General features: G+C 65.2%; 19 protein-coding genes and 1 pseudogene. 12 read left to right on the top strand and 8 right to left on the bottom strand.

Annotation, left to right across the window (positions count from 1 at the left end):
• From HWY30_RS25470 to HWY30_RS25455, 4 genes are all read left to right on the top strand, one after another.
• A partial coding sequence (locus tag HWY30_RS25470) for a group II intron maturase-specific domain-containing protein (protein ID WP_279613300.1) occupies positions 1-493 on the top strand: 493 nt, incomplete at its 5' end.
• Positions 494-625: 132 nt separating this feature from the next.
• Complete coding sequence (locus HWY30_RS25465; protein WP_090801740.1) at positions 626-1,330, top strand: TerC family protein; 705 nt, start codon at positions 626-628, stop codon at positions 1,328-1,330.
• Between the two features lie 157 nt (positions 1,331-1,487).
• Positions 1,488-2,111, top strand: coding sequence for a pilin (locus tag HWY30_RS25460; RefSeq protein ID WP_090801738.1), 624 nt, complete (start codon positions 1,488-1,490; stop codon positions 2,109-2,111).
• Between the two features lie 162 nt (positions 2,112-2,273).
• Positions 2,274-4,058 (top strand): PglL family O-oligosaccharyltransferase, encoded by a 1,785-nt coding sequence (locus HWY30_RS25455; protein ID WP_176078941.1) that lies wholly within the window; start codon positions 2,274-2,276, stop codon positions 4,056-4,058.
• Between the two features lie 53 nt (positions 4,059-4,111).
• Here the strand turns inward: HWY30_RS25455 and HWY30_RS25450 are convergent, their stop codons facing one another.
• Both HWY30_RS25450 and moaC read right to left on the bottom strand, forming a co-directional pair.
• On the bottom strand, positions 4,112-4,462 hold the full coding sequence (locus HWY30_RS25450; RefSeq protein ID WP_090805453.1) for a nucleotide pyrophosphohydrolase: 351 nt from the start codon (positions 4,460-4,462) through the stop codon (positions 4,112-4,114).
• 31 nt (positions 4,463-4,493) lie between these two features.
• Positions 4,494-4,973, bottom strand: a complete 480-nt coding sequence (gene moaC, locus HWY30_RS25445) for a cyclic pyranopterin monophosphate synthase MoaC (RefSeq protein WP_018421713.1) — start codon at positions 4,971-4,973, stop codon at positions 4,494-4,496.
• A 372-nt stretch (positions 4,974-5,345) separates the two neighbouring features.
• Here moaC and HWY30_RS25440 point away from each other — a divergent pair.
• A pseudogene (locus tag HWY30_RS25440) lies at positions 5,346-5,732 on the top strand (M48 family metalloprotease); the annotation flags it as partial.
• A gap of 30 nt (positions 5,733-5,762) precedes the next feature.
• Here HWY30_RS25440 and HWY30_RS25435 read toward each other — a convergent pair.
• From HWY30_RS25435 to HWY30_RS25410, 6 genes are all read right to left on the bottom strand, one after another.
• Positions 5,763-6,338, bottom strand: coding sequence for a DUF2946 family protein (locus tag HWY30_RS25435; RefSeq protein ID WP_090801733.1), 576 nt, complete (start codon positions 6,336-6,338; stop codon positions 5,763-5,765).
• Positions 6,331-7,383 carry a hydrolase gene (locus HWY30_RS25430; protein WP_176078940.1) on the bottom strand — a complete coding sequence of 351 codons (1,053 nt, stop codon included), beginning with the start codon at positions 7,381-7,383 and terminating at the stop codon, positions 6,331-6,333. Before HWY30_RS25430 ends, HWY30_RS25435 begins: the two co-directional genes overlap by 8 nt.
• Positions 7,384-7,435: 52 nt before the next feature.
• Positions 7,436-7,882 carry a nuclear transport factor 2 family protein gene (locus tag HWY30_RS25425; protein WP_090801730.1) on the bottom strand — a complete coding sequence of 149 codons (447 nt, stop codon included), beginning with the start codon at positions 7,880-7,882 and terminating at the stop codon, positions 7,436-7,438.
• Between the two features lie 165 nt (positions 7,883-8,047).
• Positions 8,048-9,073, bottom strand: coding sequence for a lipopolysaccharide heptosyltransferase II (gene waaF / locus HWY30_RS25420; RefSeq protein WP_018421708.1), 1,026 nt, complete (start codon positions 9,071-9,073; stop codon positions 8,048-8,050).
• A gap of 245 nt (positions 9,074-9,318) precedes the next feature.
• The gene (locus HWY30_RS25415) at positions 9,319-9,513 is read right to left on the bottom strand and encodes a zinc-finger domain-containing protein (RefSeq protein ID WP_008920434.1); all 195 of its coding nucleotides are present in this window, start codon (positions 9,511-9,513) and stop codon (positions 9,319-9,321) included.
• A 74-nt stretch (positions 9,514-9,587) separates the two neighbouring features.
• Positions 9,588-10,511: a branched-chain amino acid transaminase gene (locus tag HWY30_RS25410; protein ID WP_090801729.1), complete on the bottom strand. Its 924-nt coding sequence runs from the start codon at positions 10,509-10,511 to the stop codon at positions 9,588-9,590.
• Positions 10,512-10,737: 226 nt separating this feature from the next.
• Here HWY30_RS25410 and HWY30_RS25405 point away from each other — a divergent pair, with 226 nt between their 5' ends.
• The 7 genes from HWY30_RS25405 (at position 10,738) to purE (ending at position 18,069) form a co-directional block, all read left to right on the top strand.
• A complete protein-coding gene (locus HWY30_RS25405; RefSeq protein WP_090801727.1) occupies positions 10,738-11,493 on the top strand; it encodes an AzlC family ABC transporter permease in 756 nt (251 codons plus the stop codon).
• Complete coding sequence (locus HWY30_RS25400; protein ID WP_090801726.1) at positions 11,490-11,813, top strand: AzlD domain-containing protein; 324 nt, start codon at positions 11,490-11,492, stop codon at positions 11,811-11,813. Before HWY30_RS25405 ends, HWY30_RS25400 begins: the two co-directional genes overlap by 4 nt.
• 278 nt (positions 11,814-12,091) lie before the next feature.
• On the top strand, positions 12,092-13,285 hold the full coding sequence (locus HWY30_RS25395; protein WP_090801724.1) for a phosphoglycerate kinase: 1,194 nt from the start codon (positions 12,092-12,094) through the stop codon (positions 13,283-13,285).
• 496 nt (positions 13,286-13,781) lie between these two features.
• Positions 13,782-15,218, top strand: coding sequence for a pyruvate kinase (gene pyk, locus HWY30_RS25390; RefSeq protein ID WP_018421702.1), 1,437 nt, complete (start codon positions 13,782-13,784; stop codon positions 15,216-15,218).
• Positions 15,219-15,405: 187 nt separating this feature from the next.
• Positions 15,406-16,470, top strand: a complete 1,065-nt coding sequence (gene fba / locus HWY30_RS25385) for a class II fructose-bisphosphate aldolase (RefSeq protein WP_090801723.1) — start codon at positions 15,406-15,408, stop codon at positions 16,468-16,470.
• Between the two features lie 133 nt (positions 16,471-16,603).
• Entirely contained in the window at positions 16,604-17,494 is an 891-nt protein-coding gene (locus tag HWY30_RS25380; protein WP_090801721.1) for a phosphoribosylaminoimidazolesuccinocarboxamide synthase, read from the top strand.
• Between the two features lie 56 nt (positions 17,495-17,550).
• Entirely contained in the window at positions 17,551-18,069 is a 519-nt protein-coding gene (gene purE / locus HWY30_RS25375; RefSeq protein WP_018421699.1) for a 5-(carboxyamino)imidazole ribonucleotide mutase, read from the top strand.
• The last annotated feature ends 47 nt before the right edge of the window (positions 18,070-18,116 follow it).

The raw sequence follows: 18,116 nt of genomic DNA, 5'->3' as shown, positions 1-18,116 counted from the left end.
GGTCAACCGGGATAAAAGCGCCGTCGCGCGGCCTTGGCAGCGGAAGTTTCTAGGCTACAGCGTCACATGGCACAAGCAGGCGCGGCTGAAGATTGCCAATAGCAGTCTGAAGCGACTGAGGGACAGGGTGCGCGAAATCGTGGTGGGGAATGCCTCGCGCAACCTCGCCGTAACGATAGCGGCACTCAACCCGGTGTTACGTGGCTGGGCCTCATACTTCCGCTTGACCGAGGTTAAAGGTGTACTGGAGGAGCTGGACGGGTGGGTACGGCGCAAACTGCGCTGCCTGCTATGGCGGCAGTGGAAGCGTCCGTCCACCCGTCACAAGCGACTACAAGCGCGAGGCCTGGATAAGACGCGGGCATGGAAGTCGGCAAGCAACGGACGCGGTCCTTGGTGGAACGCCGGAGCAAGCCACATGAACGCGGCCTATCCCAAGAGCTTCTTTGACGTATCAGGGTTGGTTTCGCTGCTCGATACCCAGCGTGTTTAATGAACCGCCATATGCGGAACCGCACGTACGGTGGTGTGAGAGGGCGACGGAGGTAACTCCGTCCCCTACTCGATGTCCGCGCTTGCGCCGCGGTTCTGCCCGCGCGGTCGATTTTTTCTTATGCTTTTTTCCATGCTCGAATTCTTCACGACCCTCCATTGGGGCTCGGTCTTTCAGATCATCGTCATCGACGTTCTGCTCGGCGGCGACAACGCGGTCGTGATCGCGCTCGCCTGCCGCAACCTGCCGCAGTCGCAGCGCATGCGTGGGATCGTGTGGGGGACCGCCGGCGCGATCGCGTTGCGCGTCGTGCTGATCGCGTTCGCGGTCGTGCTGCTCGACGTGCCGTTCCTGAAGTTCGCGGGCGGCTTGCTGCTGCTGTGGATCGGCGTGCGCCTGCTCGCGCCGGCGCACGACGCTCACGACAACGTGAAGCCGGCCGACAAGCTGCTCTCGGCGGTGAAGACGATCATCATCGCGGATGCGGTGATGAGCGTCGACAACGTGATCGCGATCGCGGGCGTGGCCGAAGCCGCGGAGCACGAGCACCGGTTGGCTTTGGTGATCTTTGGCCTCGTCGTGAGCATTCCGCTGATCGTGTGGGGCAGCCAGCTGATTCTGAAGCTGCTCGATCGCTTTCCGGGCATCGTACTGTTCGGCGCGGGCCTGCTCGGCTGGATCGCGGGTGGTCTGATGGTCAACGACCCGGCCGGCGACCGCTGGCCGATCCTCGACACGCCAGTCGCCGAATACGGGATGAGCATCGCGGGCGCGCTGTTCGTCGTGATCGTCGGTTATCTGTTGAAGCGCCGTAACGCGAAACGTGCGGCGGTGTGAGCATGGTGCTGACGGTGCATCGCTGCCTGATTCGTGATGCCGTCCGAATGCAAGCCTGGCCATCCAGCTGACTGTGACGCGCGAGCTTCGCTCGCTACGATTGAAACGCCTGTTCCCGATCCACGGGCCAGGCGTTTCTCGTATCAGGAGTCTGCCGATGATCGTTACCCTGCCATATTCCCCTTACTCTCAATCGACGCAATCCTCGCGTAGGTCGCGCCGCGCACGCTGGCGCGCGAGCTGGTTCGCGCGCATCTGCCGCCGCTGCGGCGTCGGCTTCACGCTGATCGAGTTGATGATCGTGCTCGCGATCGTCGGCGTGATCGCGGCCTACGCGATTCCCGCGTATCAGGACTATCTGGCGCGCAGCCGGGTCGGCGAAGGCCTGTCGCTCGCGGCGTCGGCGCGGCTCGCGGTGGCCGAAAACGCCGCGAGCGGCAACGCGTTCAGCGGCGGTTATGCGTCGCCGCCCGCCACGCGCAACGTCGAGTCCATCCAGATCGACGACGACACTGGTCAGATCACGATCACGTACTCGACGCGTGTCGCGCAGGCCGGCGCAAACACCATGACGCTGGTGCCGTCGGTCCCGGACAACGTCGATGCGCCGAGCGCGCGAGTCGCGTTGAGCAAGGACGCGGTGCAGACCGGCGCGCTGACGTGGGAATGCTTTGCGAGCGGCAAGAGCGCGTCGTCGTTGCCGGCGCCGGGTTCGGGGCCGATGCCAAGCGAGGCGCCGACGCTCGCCGCGAATCTGGCGCCGCCCGAATGCCGTTCATAAGGGGCAAATGAGTGAGTGAACGAGACAGCAGCCGAGCGCTGACTGGATGAGTCGAAGCCACAACGTAAAGGGCTGATTTTCAGCCTATTTCGGCCGGACCGGCGCACAGTGCAACGAAATTTTTGTATAGTGCGCCGGTTGCTGACGCCCACTGTTGATTCGATGCCCACCCCTTTCGCACGCTACCTGTCTCTCGTACTGCTGGCTCTTGCGTTGATCCTGCCCTACGCGGTTGCCAACCATACGTATCCGATCCCAACCTTCTACGCCGAATTCACCTCGCTCGCGCAGTTTCTGCTGACCGGGGCGGCCGTCGTGCTGCTGGTCGCGACCACCCGGCCGCGCGTGAGCTTCGCGTCGCCCACGGTCGCGCTCGTGCCTTTGCTGTTCGGCCTCGTGCTGGTCGTGCAGACGCTGGTGCTGCCGGTCGCGGAGCCATCGATGAACTGGCTCGGCGCGGGCTTCCTGCTCGCTGCGTGGATGGCCGTGCATGTGGGCTACGGCTTCGCGCGCGTGAAGCTCGACGAGACCGCGTTGCGCTGGGCGGCGGGGGCGTTGATCGTCGGCGGTCTGTTCGCGGTGTTCAGTCAGGTGATCCAGCTGTTTCACCTCGAGGCGCGCGTGGCTCCGCTCGTCGTCGCGTATAACGTGACCGTCGAGCGCCGGCCGTTCGGCAACATGGCGCAGGCGAACCACCTCGCGACGTATATCGCGTTCGCGATGGCGGGCGCGCTGTATCTCGTGCAGACGCGCCGCATCGCGGTGCCCATCTGGCTGCTCGTGTCGACGATTTTCTCGGTCGGCCTCGCGCTGACCGTGTCGCGGGGTCCATGGCTGCAGATGGGCGTGATCGTCGTGGCCGGCTTCTGGATGGCCTTCGCGCAGACTCGCAACGAAGCGCAATTGCGCCGTAGCAACCGTGAATGGCTGGTGCCGATCGCGCTCGCGGTGCTGTTTTTCGTGGTCAATGCGCTGATCCGCTGGGCCAACGTGCGCTATCACCTCGAACTCGGGCAGTCGGCGGCCGAGCGCTTCCAGGATGCCGGCCAGATCGCGCCGCGCCTCGCGCTGTTGAAATACGGCTGGACGATGTTCAAGCAGCATCCGCTGCTCGGCGTCGGCTGGGGCGAATTTCCGAGCCATCAGTTCGAGCTCGTCAAGCAGCTGGGCGGCGTCGAAATCGCCAACAACTCGCACGACATTTTCGTCGACCTGCTCGCGAAAACCGGTCTGATCGGTCTCGCGATCGTGCTCGTGGGTCTCGTCGCGTGGCTCGTGCGCGTCGTGCGTGCGCCGCAAAGCGCCGCGCGCGTGTTCGGCATCGCGCTGATCGGCGTGCTGACGATGCATGCGCTCGTCGAGTATCCGCAGCAGTACATGTTCTTCCTGTTGCCCGCGATGTTCGTGTTCGGCCTGCTCGAAACGCGGCCGTTGCGCGCGGTGCCGGCGAATCTGTCGCTCGGTGCGTTCGCGGTGGTGGTGTTCGGCGGACTCGCCGCGCTGTATCCGGTGTATCGAGACTATGCGCGCGCCGAGGTGCTCTACTACGGCGCGCGTCCGGCCGAGCAGTACAGCGCCGATCCGTCGTTCCTGTTCGGCGCGTGGGGCGAATACGGTCTCGCGACGCTGCAGCCGATGAATCCGCTGAACCTGCAGCGCAAGCTCGCGATGCACAAGCAGGCGATCGCGCTGTTGCCGGGCGAGACGGTGCTGCGTCGCTACGCGGTGCTGCAGGCGCTGAGCGGCGATACCGCGGCGGCGCTCGATACGGTCGAGCGCTTGCGGATCTTCGCCGAGGAATTGAAAGACTGGCCGGCGCAGCTCGGCTATCTCTACCAGCTCGTCGACGAGCAGAAGTCGCTCGCGGGCTTCAAGCAGCAGTTGGTGAAGCGCTACGGCACACCGGCGGCCGATGCGACGCGGGATGACGACAGCGACGACGATTGATCGGACCGCGGAAGCTTAGGCGTGCTGACGCCGCGGCTTCCTCCCTTCAAAGTTCAAAGCTCGGAATACTTCGCGGCCGTGCCTTTCGCCTTGTCGATGGGGTAGCGCGCTTCGTTCAGCTTCAGTTTTTCCGCTGCCGCGTCGACGAGATCGAAGCCGGCGGTATGGGCGACCAGCAGCAGATACATGAACACGTCGGCGCACTCGTGCCTGAGGTTCGTCGATTGCGCGGGATCGCCAAGCAGCGCGTCGATCTGCGCATCGGTCTTCCACTGAATCGTCTCCAACAGCTCACCGGCTTCGATGCCGGTGGAGACGATCAGGTTGCGCAGCGTGTGAAACTGCCGCCAGTCGCGCGCGTCGCGAAACGCCAGTAGCTGCTCGAGCAGTTCGTCGATGGTCATGTTGCTATCCGGATAGTTGTCGAACCGCACGTCAAGCTTGCGCCACCCAATCCCCCGATTTCCCGCCATGCTTTTCCATCACCTTCACATCGGTGATGGTCATCCCGCGATCCACCGCCTTGCACATGTCGTACACGGTCAGCAGCCCGATCTGCACGGCGGTAAGCGCCTCCATTTCGACGCCCGTGCGTCCAAACGTCTCGACCTGGACCGTGCAATGCACGCCGGGCATCTGCTCGTCGAGTTCGAAATCGGCCTTCACGCGTGTCAGCGCGAGCGGATGACAGAGCGGAATCAGATCGGCGGTGCGCTTCGAGGCCTGGATCGCCGCGATCCGCGCGATGCCGATCACGTCCCCCTTTTTGGCGTTGCCGTCGCGGATCAGCGCGAACGTGTCGGGCAGCATGCGGATCGAGCCACGCGCGATCGCGATGCGCCTGGTCTCCTGCTTGCCGCCGACGTCCACCATATGCGCGTCACCGGCCGCATCGAAATGAGTGAGTTCAGGCATGGTTGACTCCTTCAGAGGGCGCCTATCATAGCAGTGCGGCGCGGCCTCGAATCGTCGCGGCGACTGATTACATTTACGCTGTGTCGTGCTCTGAGTTTTGCCTCGTACGCGTCCTGCGACGCCCTTGCCCATTATCTTAGTCCGGGCCACGCGCACCGTTTTCGACTTCGTCAGACCGGCTTCGCGTTGCATCGAAAACGATTCCTCGCTGCGTCGCTATCCGTCGCGCATCGTCCGAGGCGCCGCTCGTGAGCGGCCCGAGCGACGCGCATGCCGATCCGATCCTGCCGCCCGACATCGCGCGCGGCGTGTTCGGCACCTACGGCGGCGCGCAGAGCCGCTTTTCCAATGGCGGCGGTAGCGGTCGCACTGGAAGCCGCGCGTCTCGCCGAGCTCGCGCAGAAGCGCTGGCCGCAATCGAACGCGGCGATTGACATGCATATCCGCACGCTGTTGACGCTGCATCGCTTCACCGACGCGCAGGCCCTCGCGAAGCAGGAGACCCGGGCGCATCCCGATCAACCCGCGTGGTGGCTCTATCTCGCGCAGGCGAGCGCGGGCAGTGGCGATGCATTGACGCAGCATCGCGCGATGGCGGAGAAGTTCGCGTTGGAGGGCGCGTGGCCATCGGCGATCCGGCAGCTGAAGGACGCGCGCGACCTGAAGACGATCGGCTATTACGACCTCGCGACCGTCGACGCGCACCTGCACGAGATGGAGAGCCGCTACAAGGAGGAGCGGCTCGACGAGAAAGGGTAGGGTGGACGTGAACGCGCGCCGCTGCGCGCGTCAGACCTGCGCCGCCGGGCTCGCAACGAAGCCAAAGCGCGCGGCCACCTGATCGCGTCGCACGCTTTGCAGCGGCAAGGTGCGCTGAACACTCCAGTGGAACGCACCGCTCAATGAGCCATCGTCAGCGAGCGTCGCGTGATCGGAGAAGATCTCGAGGTCGTGATCGTGCAGCACCGCGATACGTGCTGGCTGCGAGCGATCGGCAAACAGAATGCCACCGTCTTCATCCGCGAACACCGCCGCCGGTTCGAACGCGCCGCCGCCCTGGTCGTGCAGCGCGAGCGTTCCATCCGCGTGCGCGGACAATCTGACCACCCACGGCGTATAAGCCAGCTCGACATACACGCGCTGTGGTCCGTTCTGAAAAAACCACTGCCCGCGCTCATCGGCCTCGTAGTTCCGGTTGATGAAGCCAAGCAGCGCCTCATGCCGGATCGGCACGCCGGGCGCGCCGCTCGCCTGGGCCGCTTCGTCGCGCATGCGCCAGTTGCCGCGCCGGTCGAGCATCAGCCAGCCGGTGCAGCTCGGCACGTTCGGCCATTTGGCGAGCGCCTGTTTGACGATGTCATCCATGATCGACGTGTCGCTCCAGATAGCCGAACACGCGCCGCGACAGCCAGTCGATGCGGCCCGGGAACGGCCCGGTCATGAAGCCCGCGTGGCCGCCGTGCTCAGGCTGATAAAGCTCGACCGCCGCCGACACCTCGTGCCGCGACGGCAGCGCTTCGGCCGGCAGGAACGGGTCGTTGCGCGCGTTGAGCACGAGCGTCGGCACCTGAATGTGCGGCAGTAGCGGGCGGGTGGTTGCGGTGCTCCAGTAGTCGTCGGTATCGCGAAAGCCGTGCAGCGGCGCGGTCACGACGTTGTCGAACTCGTACATCGTGCGGCTCGCGAGCATCGCGTCGCGATCGAACAGGCCCGGGAACTGCTCGAGCTTCTGGTTGGCCTTGTGCTTCAGCGTCTTCAGGAAGCTGCGCGTGTAGACGAGGCCGAAGCCTTGCGACAGCGCACGGCCGCCCGCATGGACGTCGATCGGTGTCGAAATCGCGGCAGCGGCGGCTACCACCCGCGCCGCATCGGCCTGCCGCTCACCGAGCCAGCGCAGCAGCACGTTGCCGCCGAGCGACACGCCCGCCGCGACCACCGGCCCGCGATGCGCGGCGCACAGGCGGCGCAGGATCCAGTCGACCTCGTTGCTGTCGGCGAGATGGTAGAAGCGCGGCAACCGGTTCAGCGGGCCGCTGCAACTGCGAAAGTGCGGCACCACGCCGTGCCAGCCGTATTCGCGCGCGGCGGCCATCAGCGCGACCGCGTAGTGCGACGACGAACTGCCTTCCAGGCCGTGAAACAGCACGAAGAGCGGCGCGGTGTCGGTGGGCGGAGTATCGTGCGCGACCCAGTCGAGATCGATGAAATCGCCGTCCGGGGTGTCCCAGCGCTCACGGCGAAACGATACTGCGGGGCGGCGCGCGAACAGCGACGGGACGATCGTCTGCACATGCCGGTTCGGCAGCCAGAGCGGCGCGCGGTACAGCAGCTCGACGGTCGCCTCGACGGCGGCCGCCACCTTGGCGGGGGCCGTACCGGAGGAAGCGGGTTTATGTGGCGTCGAACTCATACCGGCGGAAGAGCGAGAAAACGTGATTCTGAATCTGTCGTGGTGCCGCGCGTCAGTGCAGCGGGCCCTGGCCATGCCGCATCTTCGTTGCGAACTGGCTGGCGGTCTCGTTCGGCATCGGGCTTGCGTGAATATGCGCAATGCGCCATTCGCCGCGTTCATGGACCATCACGTAGGTGGTGAAAACCATCGCGGGCGTGGCGGTCGGGTCGGCCGGACGATGTGCTTCGGCAATCGCATAGACGACGGTGCCGAGGCTGTCGTAGACGCGGATGTCGAGCGGCTCGATCGACACCCGCAGCGCTTCGAGCTGGACCTGCAAGCCATTGCGGATGCTCTCGAGGCCGTGCAGATGCGAGCCGTCCGCGCAGATGCAGCTGACGAACTCCTCGTCGATCCACAAGCCCATCAAGCTGTCGATATTGACCTCGGCGACGGCCTGATAGTAGGCGTTCAGGGTATCGGCGGCGGCTTCGAAGATGTGGGCAAAACGTGGCATGGCTTGTCAGTCTCTTGTGCGCGGCGCGCGGTTGCGGGTCTGCGGTAGCGGGACGGTCCAGAGCGCCGGACCATCGCCCCCGGCGTCAGCTTGCCCGTGCCGCAAGGCGCGAACATGACGCGACGCGCTCGGGGCGTGCGGTGTTGCGTGCAAGTACCAGTCGGCTCAGCGCTGCGCGAGCAGCATGCCGCGCAAATCGCCGAAAACCTGCTCGGCGCTCAGCTGCTTCAGACAGTTCAGATGACCGAGCGGGCACTCGCGCTCAAAACAGGGGCTGCATTCGAGATGAAGCCATTGTACCTTCGCGAGCTCGGACAAGGGCGGGGTGTGGCGCGGATCGGTCGAACCGTAGACGGCCACGAGCGGGCGGCGCAGCGCGGCGGCGACGTGCATCAGTCCGGAGTCGTTGGTGACGACCGCGTTGGCCCGCGAGATCAGCGCGCAAGCCTCGCCCAGTGCGGTCTGGCCGCACAGGTTGCGCACGTTCGGCGCTTTCTCGGCGATCGCCTGCGCGAGCGGCGCGTCTTTCGGCGAGCCGAGCGCGACGATTTGCGTGTAGGGGAACGACTGGCCGACCATCTGCGCGAGCGACGCGAAGTGCTCGGGCGGCCAGCGCTTCGCAGGACCGTATTCGGCGCCGGGGCAGAACACCAGCAGCGGCACGCGCGTATCGAGATTGAAGCGCGCCGACACGCGCGAGGCCTCGTTCAGGTCCGTGTCGAGGCGCGGCATCGGCAGATCTTCGGGGACCTTGGCGCCTGGCGCGTAGGCGAGGGCGGCGTAGTGGCCGACCATCGGCGGGCGGGCGTCCTTGCGCGGATTCGCGTGACGCACGTTCAGCACGCCGTAGCGACTCTCACCGGTGTAGCCGATGCGCAGCGGAATGCCCGCCAGCCACGGAATCAGCGCTGACTTGAACGAATTCGGCAGCACGTAGGCCGCGTCGTAGCCGACGTCGCGCAGATCGCTCGACAGCTGCCAGCGGCGCAGCATCTGCAGCTTGCCGTGGGCGAGATCGGTCGCGTAGACGTCGCGGATTTCCGGCATGCGTTCGAGCACGGGTGCGACCCAGCTGGGCGCGACCGCGTCGATGACGATGCGCGGATGCAATTTCACGAGGCGCGCAAACAGCGGCTGCGCCATCAATGCGTCACCGATCCAGTTCGGTGCGATAACCAACGCGCGACGCATCAGAGTGAGTGTCCGGTGTCGATAACAAGCGCCGCGCGCGATGCGCGCGGCACTCGGATAGGTAAATGGGGAAAGCGGAAAGCCGCACGGCGCGATGCCGTTTGGCCACACGCGCCGCGATGGCGGCGCGGCGGCGGTGCGGCCGCACGGGTCCGTGCGGTCGAGCCTGCGGCGCGGCGAGCGCGTGATTCAAAACGCGCGCCTCGTGCCGTGCAAGCTGGCTCAGAACCGCTCGATGCGTTGGATCAATGGCCCTTGATCACTTCGCCGTCGCGCAGCTTGTAACGCGTGCTGCAATACGGGCAACGCGCTTCGCCGTGCGACACGTCGATGAAGACGCGCGGATGCGCGCTCCAGCGCGGCATGGCCGGGTTCGGACAATACGCCGGCAGATCTTTTGCCGACAGTTCGACCAGCGGCATTTCCTTGATTTCGCTCATGAGACTTTCTCTTTGTATGCGGGGTGCTTGCAGTGCGCCGCCGTTGGGCTGCGCGGGGCATCTCGAAACGTCGCTCAGATCTTCGTGAGCCAGTGCGCGTATTTCGCGCTCCTGCCGTTCACGACGTCGAAGAAAGCCGACTGCAGCTTTTCGGTGATCGGGCCGCGCGCGCCAGCGCCGATCGTGCGGTTGTCGAGCTCGCGGATCGGCGTGACTTCGGCCGCCGTGCCGGTGAAGAACGCTTCGTCGCAGGTATAGACTTCGTCGCGCGTGATGCGCTTTTCGATCACCTGCAGGCCCATGTCGCACGCGAGCGTGATGACGGTGTCGCGCGTGATGCCGTCGAGGCACGACGACAGATCAGGCGTGTACAGCTTGCCGTTGTTGACGAGGAAGAAGTTCTCGCCCGAGCCTTCTGACACGTAGCCGTCGACGTCGAGCAATAGCGCTTCGTCGTAGCCGTCGGTGATCGCTTCCTGGTTCGCGAGGATCGAGTTCACGTACCAGCCCGACGCCTTCGCGCGCACCATCGACACGTTCACGTGATGGCGCGTGAACGACGACGTCTTTACGCGGATGCCCTTGGTGATGCCGTCTTCGCCAAGGTATGCGCCCCACGGCCACGCGGCGATCGCGACGTGAATCGTGTTGCCCTTGGCCGACACGCCGAGCTTTTCCGAGCCGACCCAGATGATCGGGCGCAGATAGCATGAATCGAGCTTGTTCTGGCGGACCACTTCGCGCTGCGCGGCGGCGAGCGTTTCATGGTCGAACGGCACGGCCATCTGGAAGATCTTCGCCGAGTTCAGCAGGCGCTTGGTGTGCTCCTGCAGGCGGAAAATCGCGGTGGCGCCGTCGGCGGTCTTGTAAGCGCGCACGCCCTCGAACACGCCCATGCCGTAGTGCAGCGTATGGGTGAGCACGTGGATTTTGGCATCACGCCACTCGATGAGCTTGCCATCCATCCAGATCTTGCCGTCGCGGTCGGCCATTGACATACGGTTCTCCAGCAGGTGCGTTATGAGGTGCGGCCATGAGCGCAGGACATAGCCGGGAGCGCTATTTTAGCGTCTTTTGCACACACCACGGGCATTTGGGCGCACCCCGGACGCTATAATCCAGCGCACGCATAAATCAAATCCGGATGCGCCAGCGGGTGGTCTCGCAAGCTGGCGCCGACCTGGCCTTCTTGACGGCGTTTCCTGCGCCCGCACCCTTCGCCCGATGCTCGCTCGACTGTCCGACACCGATCGCCGCGCTTTTCGTGAAGGCGCGCGCGCCTATGCCCCCACGCTGATGGCGATTTTTTCCTGGGGCCTCGTGACCGGCATCGCGATGAGCAAGTCCGTGCTGACGCTGCCGCAGGCGCTCACGATGTCGCTGCTGTGCTACGCCGGATCGTCGCAACTGGCGGTGTTGCCGCTCCTCGCCGCGAAGCTGCCGGTGTGGACGGTGCTGCTGACCGCGGCGATGGTCAACACCCGCTTCGTGATCTTCAGCGCCGGCCTCGCGCCGCACTTCTCGTATCTGTCGATGTGGCGGCGCATCGTGCTGGGCTATTTCAACGGCGACGTGATCTATCTGCTATTCGTCAAGAAGAGCGTTCCGACCGGCTACGTGCCGGGCAAGGAGGCGTACTTCTGGGGCATGGCGGTATCGAGCTGGCTGTCGTGGCAGGTGTCGTCGATCATCGGCATCCTGCTCGCGAGCCTGATTCCGGACAACTGGGGGCTCGCGCTGGCCGGCACGCTCGCGCTGCTGCCGGTGATGGTGTCGGCGATCGCCACCCGCTCGACGCTGGTCGCGGTCAGCGTGGCCGGCATCGTGTCGCTGCTCGCGCTCGATCTGCCGTACCGGCTGGCGTTGCTGCTCGCGGTGATCGCGGCGATCGCGGCCGGCAGCGCGGCCGACCTGATGATCGAGCGCGCCGACCTGCGCCGCATTCGTGGCGTGAACGATCGCGCCGGAGACTCCCGATGACCTCCACGCAAATCTGGCTCGCCATTTTCGGCATGACCTTCGTCACCGCGCTCACGCGCGCGATGTTCCTGATCGGCGGCGAGCGCACGGTACTGCCGGCGCGCGTGCAGAAGATGCTGCGCTACGCGCCGGCCGCCGCGCTCGCCGCGGTGGTGGTGCCCGACGTGCTGACGACGTCCGATGGGCTGTCGTTCGCGCCTTCCAACCATGAGCTTTACGCGACGCTCGCCGGCCTCGGCTGGTTTTTGTGGCGGCGCACCATGCTCGGCACGATCGTGACCGGAATGGTCGTATTCACGCTGATGCGCGTCTTCCTGTGAGGGCCGGGCCCGGGGTGCGGCGATGAATGCTACGCCGCGGCATCTGCGGCCTTGCGATCAAATGCGCGACATTCGCCGTGTCGCGGATCAGAAGGCCGTTGGGATCAGTTAAAATGCCTTTTCCGGGTTGAGCGCGCCGCGGCAAGGCGCCTGGTGCCGCGGCCGGCCGCCGGCGCCCGATCCCGCGGAGCCGTTGTGCCGAAGCGCTGGAGTTCGCTGCGCCTCGTCCCCGCGCGCTGTCCGTCACCGCCTTCTCATCAACTCGCATACTCAAGCCCATGAACAAGGTATTGCGTCTCTCCGACCTGATCGCCGAAGGCAAGCTGTCCGGCAAACGCGTGTTCATCCGCGCCGATCTGAACGTGCCGCAGGACGATCAAGGCAACATCACCGAAGACACCCGCATCCGCGCTTCCGTGCCGGCCATCAAGGCCGCGCTCGACGCCGGCGCCGCGGTAATGGTCACCTCGCACCTTGGCCGTCCGACCGAAGGCGACTTCAAGCCGGAAGATTCGCTCGCACCGGTGGCGAAGCGTCTCGCGGAGCTGCTCGGCCGCGACGTGCCGCTCGTCGCGAATTGGGTCGAAAACGGCGTGAGCGTCGCGCCGGGCTCGGTCGTGCTGCTCGAAAACTGCCGCGTCAACAAGGGCGAAAAGAAAGATTCCGACGAGCTCGCGCAGAAAATGGCCAAGCTCTGCGATATCTACGTGAACGACGCGTTCGGCACCGCCCACCGCGCCGAAGCGACTACGCACGGCATCGCGAAGTACGCGCCGGTTGCCTGCGCGGGTCCGCTGCTCGCCGCTGAGCTCGAAGCGCTCGGCAAGGCGCTCGGCGCACCGAAGCGTCCGCTCGTGGCGATCGTCGCGGGCTCCAAGGTGTCGACCAAGCTGACCATCCTGAAGTCGTTCGCGGAGAAGGTCGACCAGCTGATCGTCGGCGGCGGCATCGCCAATACGTTCATGCTCGCGGCCGGCCTGAAGATCGGCAAGTCGCTCGCCGAAGCCGATCTGCTCGACGAAGCGAAGGCGATCATCGACGCGGCCAAGGGCCGCGGCGCCTCGGTGCCGATCCCGACCGACGTCGTCACGGCCAAGGAGTTCTCGCCGACCGCGAAGGCAGAAGTAAAGGCCGTCGCCGATGTGCAGGACGACGACATGATCCTCGACATCGGCCCGGAAACGGCCAAGGTGCTCGCCGCGCAACTCGAGAAGGCCGGCACGATCGTGTGGAACGGCCCGGTCGGCGTGTTCGAGTTCGACCAGTTCGGCAACGGCACGAAGACGCTCGCGGACGCGATCGCGCGCTCGGCGGCGTTCTCGATCGCAGGCGGCGGCGATACGCTCGCGGCAATCGCCAAGTACGGCATCCACGACCAGGTGAGCTACATTTCCACGGGCGGCGGCGCATTCCTCGAGTTCCTCGAGGGCAAGAAGCTGCCGGCGGTAGAAGTTCTGGAATCGCGGGCTTAACGTGGCGACGCGCTCCCCGGCGGCGAAGTCGACCAAGGCGCGTGGCGTGAAAGCGCAGCGCGGTAACGCGGCAACGCCGGCAGGGGAGCGCGCGACACGCGCGGCCGCTGCGTCGGCAGCGGCCGGACAGGACGTGGTTGCCGAAGCGCCGATAGCGCCCGCGGCCACCGAACCGGCGCTAGCCGCCGGAGCGCCCGCGGAACCGGTTGCAGCGCAAGCTCCGACCGGCGACGCGGAGCAGCCCCCAACGGCACAGGTCGAAGCTGCTCAACACGATTCGGCCCAGCCGGAACAGCCTTCCGGCAAGCAGGGCAGCAAATCTCAGGCGCGCGAGGCGCCGCTCTCGAATGCCGCATCACCCGCATCACCCGCATCACTCCACAAAGCGACACCGGCCACAACCGGCGCGCGACCCCAGGCAGCATCTTTCGATGCGCGAACTCCGCAGCAGCCCCGCAGCGCTCTTACCAGCGATCCTATCCAGACGAGGAGACTCATGCATCGCGCCACCAAGATTGTCGCTACTATCGGTCCGGCTTCCAGCACGCCGGAAATCCTGCTGCAAATGATTCAGGCGGGATTGGACGTGGTGCGGCTCAATTTCTCACATGGCACCGCGGACGACCATCGCCAGCGCGCCGAATTCGTGCGCGAGGCGGCCCGCCAGGCCGGCCGCGAAGTCGCCATCATGGCTGACCTGCAAGGCCCGAAAATCCGCGTCGGCAAATTCGAGAACGGCCGCACGACGCTCGTCACCGGCAATCCGTTCGTCCTCGATGCCGACTGCGAGCTCGGCAACGACGAGCGCGTCGGCCTCGACTACAAGGATCTGCCGCGCGACCTGAAGCCGGGCGACGTACTGCTGCTCAACGACGGCCTGATCGTGCTGAACGTGCAGCGCCTGATCGGCAACGAGATCCACACGGTCGTGAAGATCGGCGGCGAGCTGTCGAACAACAAGGGCATCAACCGCCAGGGCGGCGGTCTGTCGGCGCCCGCGCTGACCGCCAAAGACATGGAGGACATCCGCACGGCGATGTCGCTCGGCGTCGATTTCGTCGCGGTGTCGTTCCCGAAAAACGCGACCGACATGGAAATGGCCCGCCAGCTCGCGAACATCGCCGGCGCGCCGTACGGCATCAAGCCGAAGATGATCGCGAAGATCGAGCGCGCGGAAGCGATTCCGGCGCTACAAGGCATCCTCGACGCGTCGGACGGCATCATGGTCGCGCGTGGCGATCTGGCTGTGGAAGTGGGCAATGCCGCGGTGCCGGCGCTGCAAAAGCGCATGATCCGGATGGCGCGCGAATCGAACAAGTTCGTGATCACCGCGACCCAGATGATGGAGTCGATGATCCACGCGCCGGTGCCGACCCGCGCGGAAGTGTCGGACGTCGCCAACGCGGTGCTCGACGGCACGGACGCGGTGATGCTGTCGGCGGAATCGGCGGCGGGCAAGTACCCGGTGCAGACCATCGAGACGATGGCCGCGATTTGCGTCGAAGCGGAAAAGTCCGAGCAGTCGGAGCTCGACAAGGACTTCCTCGACCGCACGTTCACGCGGATCGACCAGTCGATCGCGATGGGCGCGCTGTTCACCGCCTATCACCTGGGCGCCAAGGCCATCGTCGCGCTGACCGAATCGGGCTCGACCGCGCTGTGGATGTCGCGTCACTGGACCCACGTGCCGATCTTCGCGCTGACGCCGCGCGTCGGCAGCGAACGGGCGATGGCGCTGTACCGCAACGTGACTTCGCTGCATCTGGACACCAACACCGACCGCGACACGGCGCTGCAGCAGGCGCTCGAAACGGTGGTCGGCAAGGGCTACGCGTCGCACGGCGACATGGTCGTGCTGACGGTCGGCGAGCCGATGGGTCAGGCGGGCGGCACCAACACGTTGAAGATCGTGCGGGTCGGTGAACCGTACTGATCAGGCAGGACTGCTCGATCGGCACAGGCTCGATTGAGCGAAGCAGCGCGGCGAAACCCGCACGGTCCATGTGCGACGGCGCACCAAAGCGCCGGTGTCATCGCGGGAACGCCGCCTGCTTCGCGATAAAATCGCCGCAAAAGATGCCGACGGCAAAAGAATTCGTTTCAATCTAAGGAGTTTCAGCATGCCTCTCGTATCAATGCGTCAACTGCTGGACCATGCTGCGGAAAACGGCTATGGCCTTCCGGCATTCAACGTGAACAACCTGGAGCAGGTGCAGGCGATCATGGCCGCGGCCGACAAGGTCAACGCCCCGGTCATCATGCAGGCGTCGGCCGGCGCGCGTAAGTACGCGGGCGAGCCGTTCCTGCGTCATCTGATCGAAGCGGCGGTCGAGTCGTATCCGCACATTCCGGTGGTGATGCACCAGGACCACGGTCAGTCGCCGGCGGTGTGCATGGCGGCGATTCGCAGCGGCTTCACCAGCGTGATGATGGACGGTTCGCTCGAAGCCGACGGCAAGACGGTCGCATCGTACGAGTACAACGTCGAAGTGTCGCGCAAGGTCGTCGAGGCGGCGCACTCGATCGGCGTCACCGTGGAAGCGGAGCTGGGCGTGCTCGGTTCGCTCGAAACGATGAAGGGCGACAAGGAAGACGGCCACGGCGCCGAAGGCACGATGACGCGTGAACAACTGCTGACCGATCCGGAGCAGGCCGCCGACTTCGTCAAGCTGACCCAGTGCGACGCGCTGGCCATCGCGATCGGCACCTCGCACGGCGCCTACAAGTTCAGCAAGAAGCCGACGGGAGATATTCTCTCGATCCAGCGCATCAAGGAAATCCATCAGCGCATTCCGAACACGCACCTCGTGATGCACGGCTCGTCGTCGGTGCCGCAGGAGCTGCTCGCGGAAATCCGCGAATTCGGCGGCGACATGAAGGAAACCTACGGCGTGCCGGTCGAAGAAATCCAGGAAGGCATCCGTCACGGCGTGCGCAAGGTCAATATCGATACCGACCTGCGTCTGGCGATCACGGGCGCGATCCGTCGCTACATGGCGACCAACCCGGGCAAGTTCGATCCGCGCGATTACCTGAAGCCGGCGCGCGAAGCGGCGATGAAGATCTGTATCGACCGTTACATGCAATTCGGCTGCGAAGGCCAGGCTGGCAAGATCAAGCCGGTTTCGCTTGATAAAATTGCGGAGAAGTACAAGTCGGGCGAGCTCGCGCAAGTCGTCCGTTAAGCTGTAGTTTTGGCTCCGCGCCTGGCCGTTTGGCCAGGTTGTCGTCCGATCGCCGTTCCCGCATCATCGGGGGAACGGCGTTTCCCTTTTGTTCCGGTCACATTTTTTGCACCACTTTTAGCGAACCACGACGATGTCTACCCTCTACGAATCCACGCTCCGCTCGCTGCCGCTGCTCGGCCGCGGCAAAGTCCGCGACAACTATGCCGTGGGCAACGACCAGTTGCTGATCGTCACGACCGACCGTCTGTCGGCGTTCGACGTGATCATGGGCGAGCCGATTCCGAACAAGGGTCGCGTGCTCAACGCGATGGCGAACTTCTGGTTCGAGAAACTGAAGCACGTGGTGCCGAACCACCTGACGGGCGTCGCGCCGGAGTCGGTGGTCGCGCCGGACGAAGTCGAGCAGGTCAAGGGGCGCGCGGTGGTCGTCAAGCGTCTCGAGCCGATCCTCGTCGAAGCGGTGGTGCGCGGCTATCTGGCCGGCAGTGGCTGGAAAGATTACCAGGCCACCGGTTCGGTCTGCGGCGTGCAACTGCCGCCGGGTCTGCTGAACGCGCAGAAGCTGCCGGAGCCGATCTTCACGCCGGCCGCCAAGGCCGAGATGGGCCACCACGACGAAAACATCACCTACGACGAGATGGAGCGCCGCATCGGCACCGAACTGTCGGCCACGATCCGCGACATTTCGATCCGTCTGTATAAGGAAGCCGCTGATTACGCGGCCACGCGCGGCATCATCATTGCGGACACGAAGTTCGAATTCGGTCTGGACAACCACGGCAAGCTGTATCTGATGGACGAGGCGCTGACCGCCGATTCGTCGCGCTTCTGGCCGGCGGACCAGTACCAGGTCGGCACGAACCCGCCGTCGTTCGACAAGCAGTTCGTGCGCGACTGGCTCGAAACCCAGCCGTGGAAGAAAGAGCCGCCGGCGCCGAAGCTGCCGGACGACGTGGTCGCGAAAACGGGCGAGAAGTACCGGGAAGCGCTTGAGCGCCTGACGGGCCACAAGCTCGACTGATCTGATCGCGCGCGCCGTGTCAGGCGCGCATCGCCGGGAAACAAGGAAGCCGTAAGATGAGTGAAGCACAAACCGCCCATACGCATGATGCGCCGGTCGTCGGCGTATTGATGGGCTCCAGTTCCGACTGGGAAGTGATGAAAAACGCCGTCGCGATTCTGCAGGAATTCGGCGTGCCGTACGAAGCGAAGGTCGTGTCCGCGCACCGCATGCCCGACGAAATGTTCGCCTATGCTGAAAGCGCGCGCGAGCGCGGCATTCGCGCGATCATCGCGGGTGCGGGCGGCGCTGCGCATCTGCCGGGCATGCTGGCCGCGAAGACCACGGTGCCGGTGCTTGGCGTGCCGGTCGCGAGCAAGTATCTGAAGGGCGTCGATTCGCTGCATTCGATCGTGCAGATGCCCAAGGGTGTGCCGGTCGCGACGTTTGCGATCGGCGAGGCGGGTGCCGCGAACGCGGCGCTGTTTGCGGTGTCCCTGCTCTCCGGCACCAGCGCCGAATACGCGGACAAGCTCGCTGCATTCCGTGTGCGCCAGAACGAAGCGGCTCACGCGATGGTATTGCCGGCGCTGTAAGCGCGCTGGTTGTTTTATAAGACGTCTCCTGTCCGACCCCCGGCCGG

It is taken from the genome of Paraburkholderia tuberum STM678 (genome assembly GCF_902833905.1).
Lineage (GTDB): Bacteria > Pseudomonadota > Gammaproteobacteria > Burkholderiales > Burkholderiaceae > Paraburkholderia > Paraburkholderia tuberum.
Note: the sequence above shows the minus strand (reverse complement) of the source record. Positions and strands in the feature narration are given on the sequence as shown.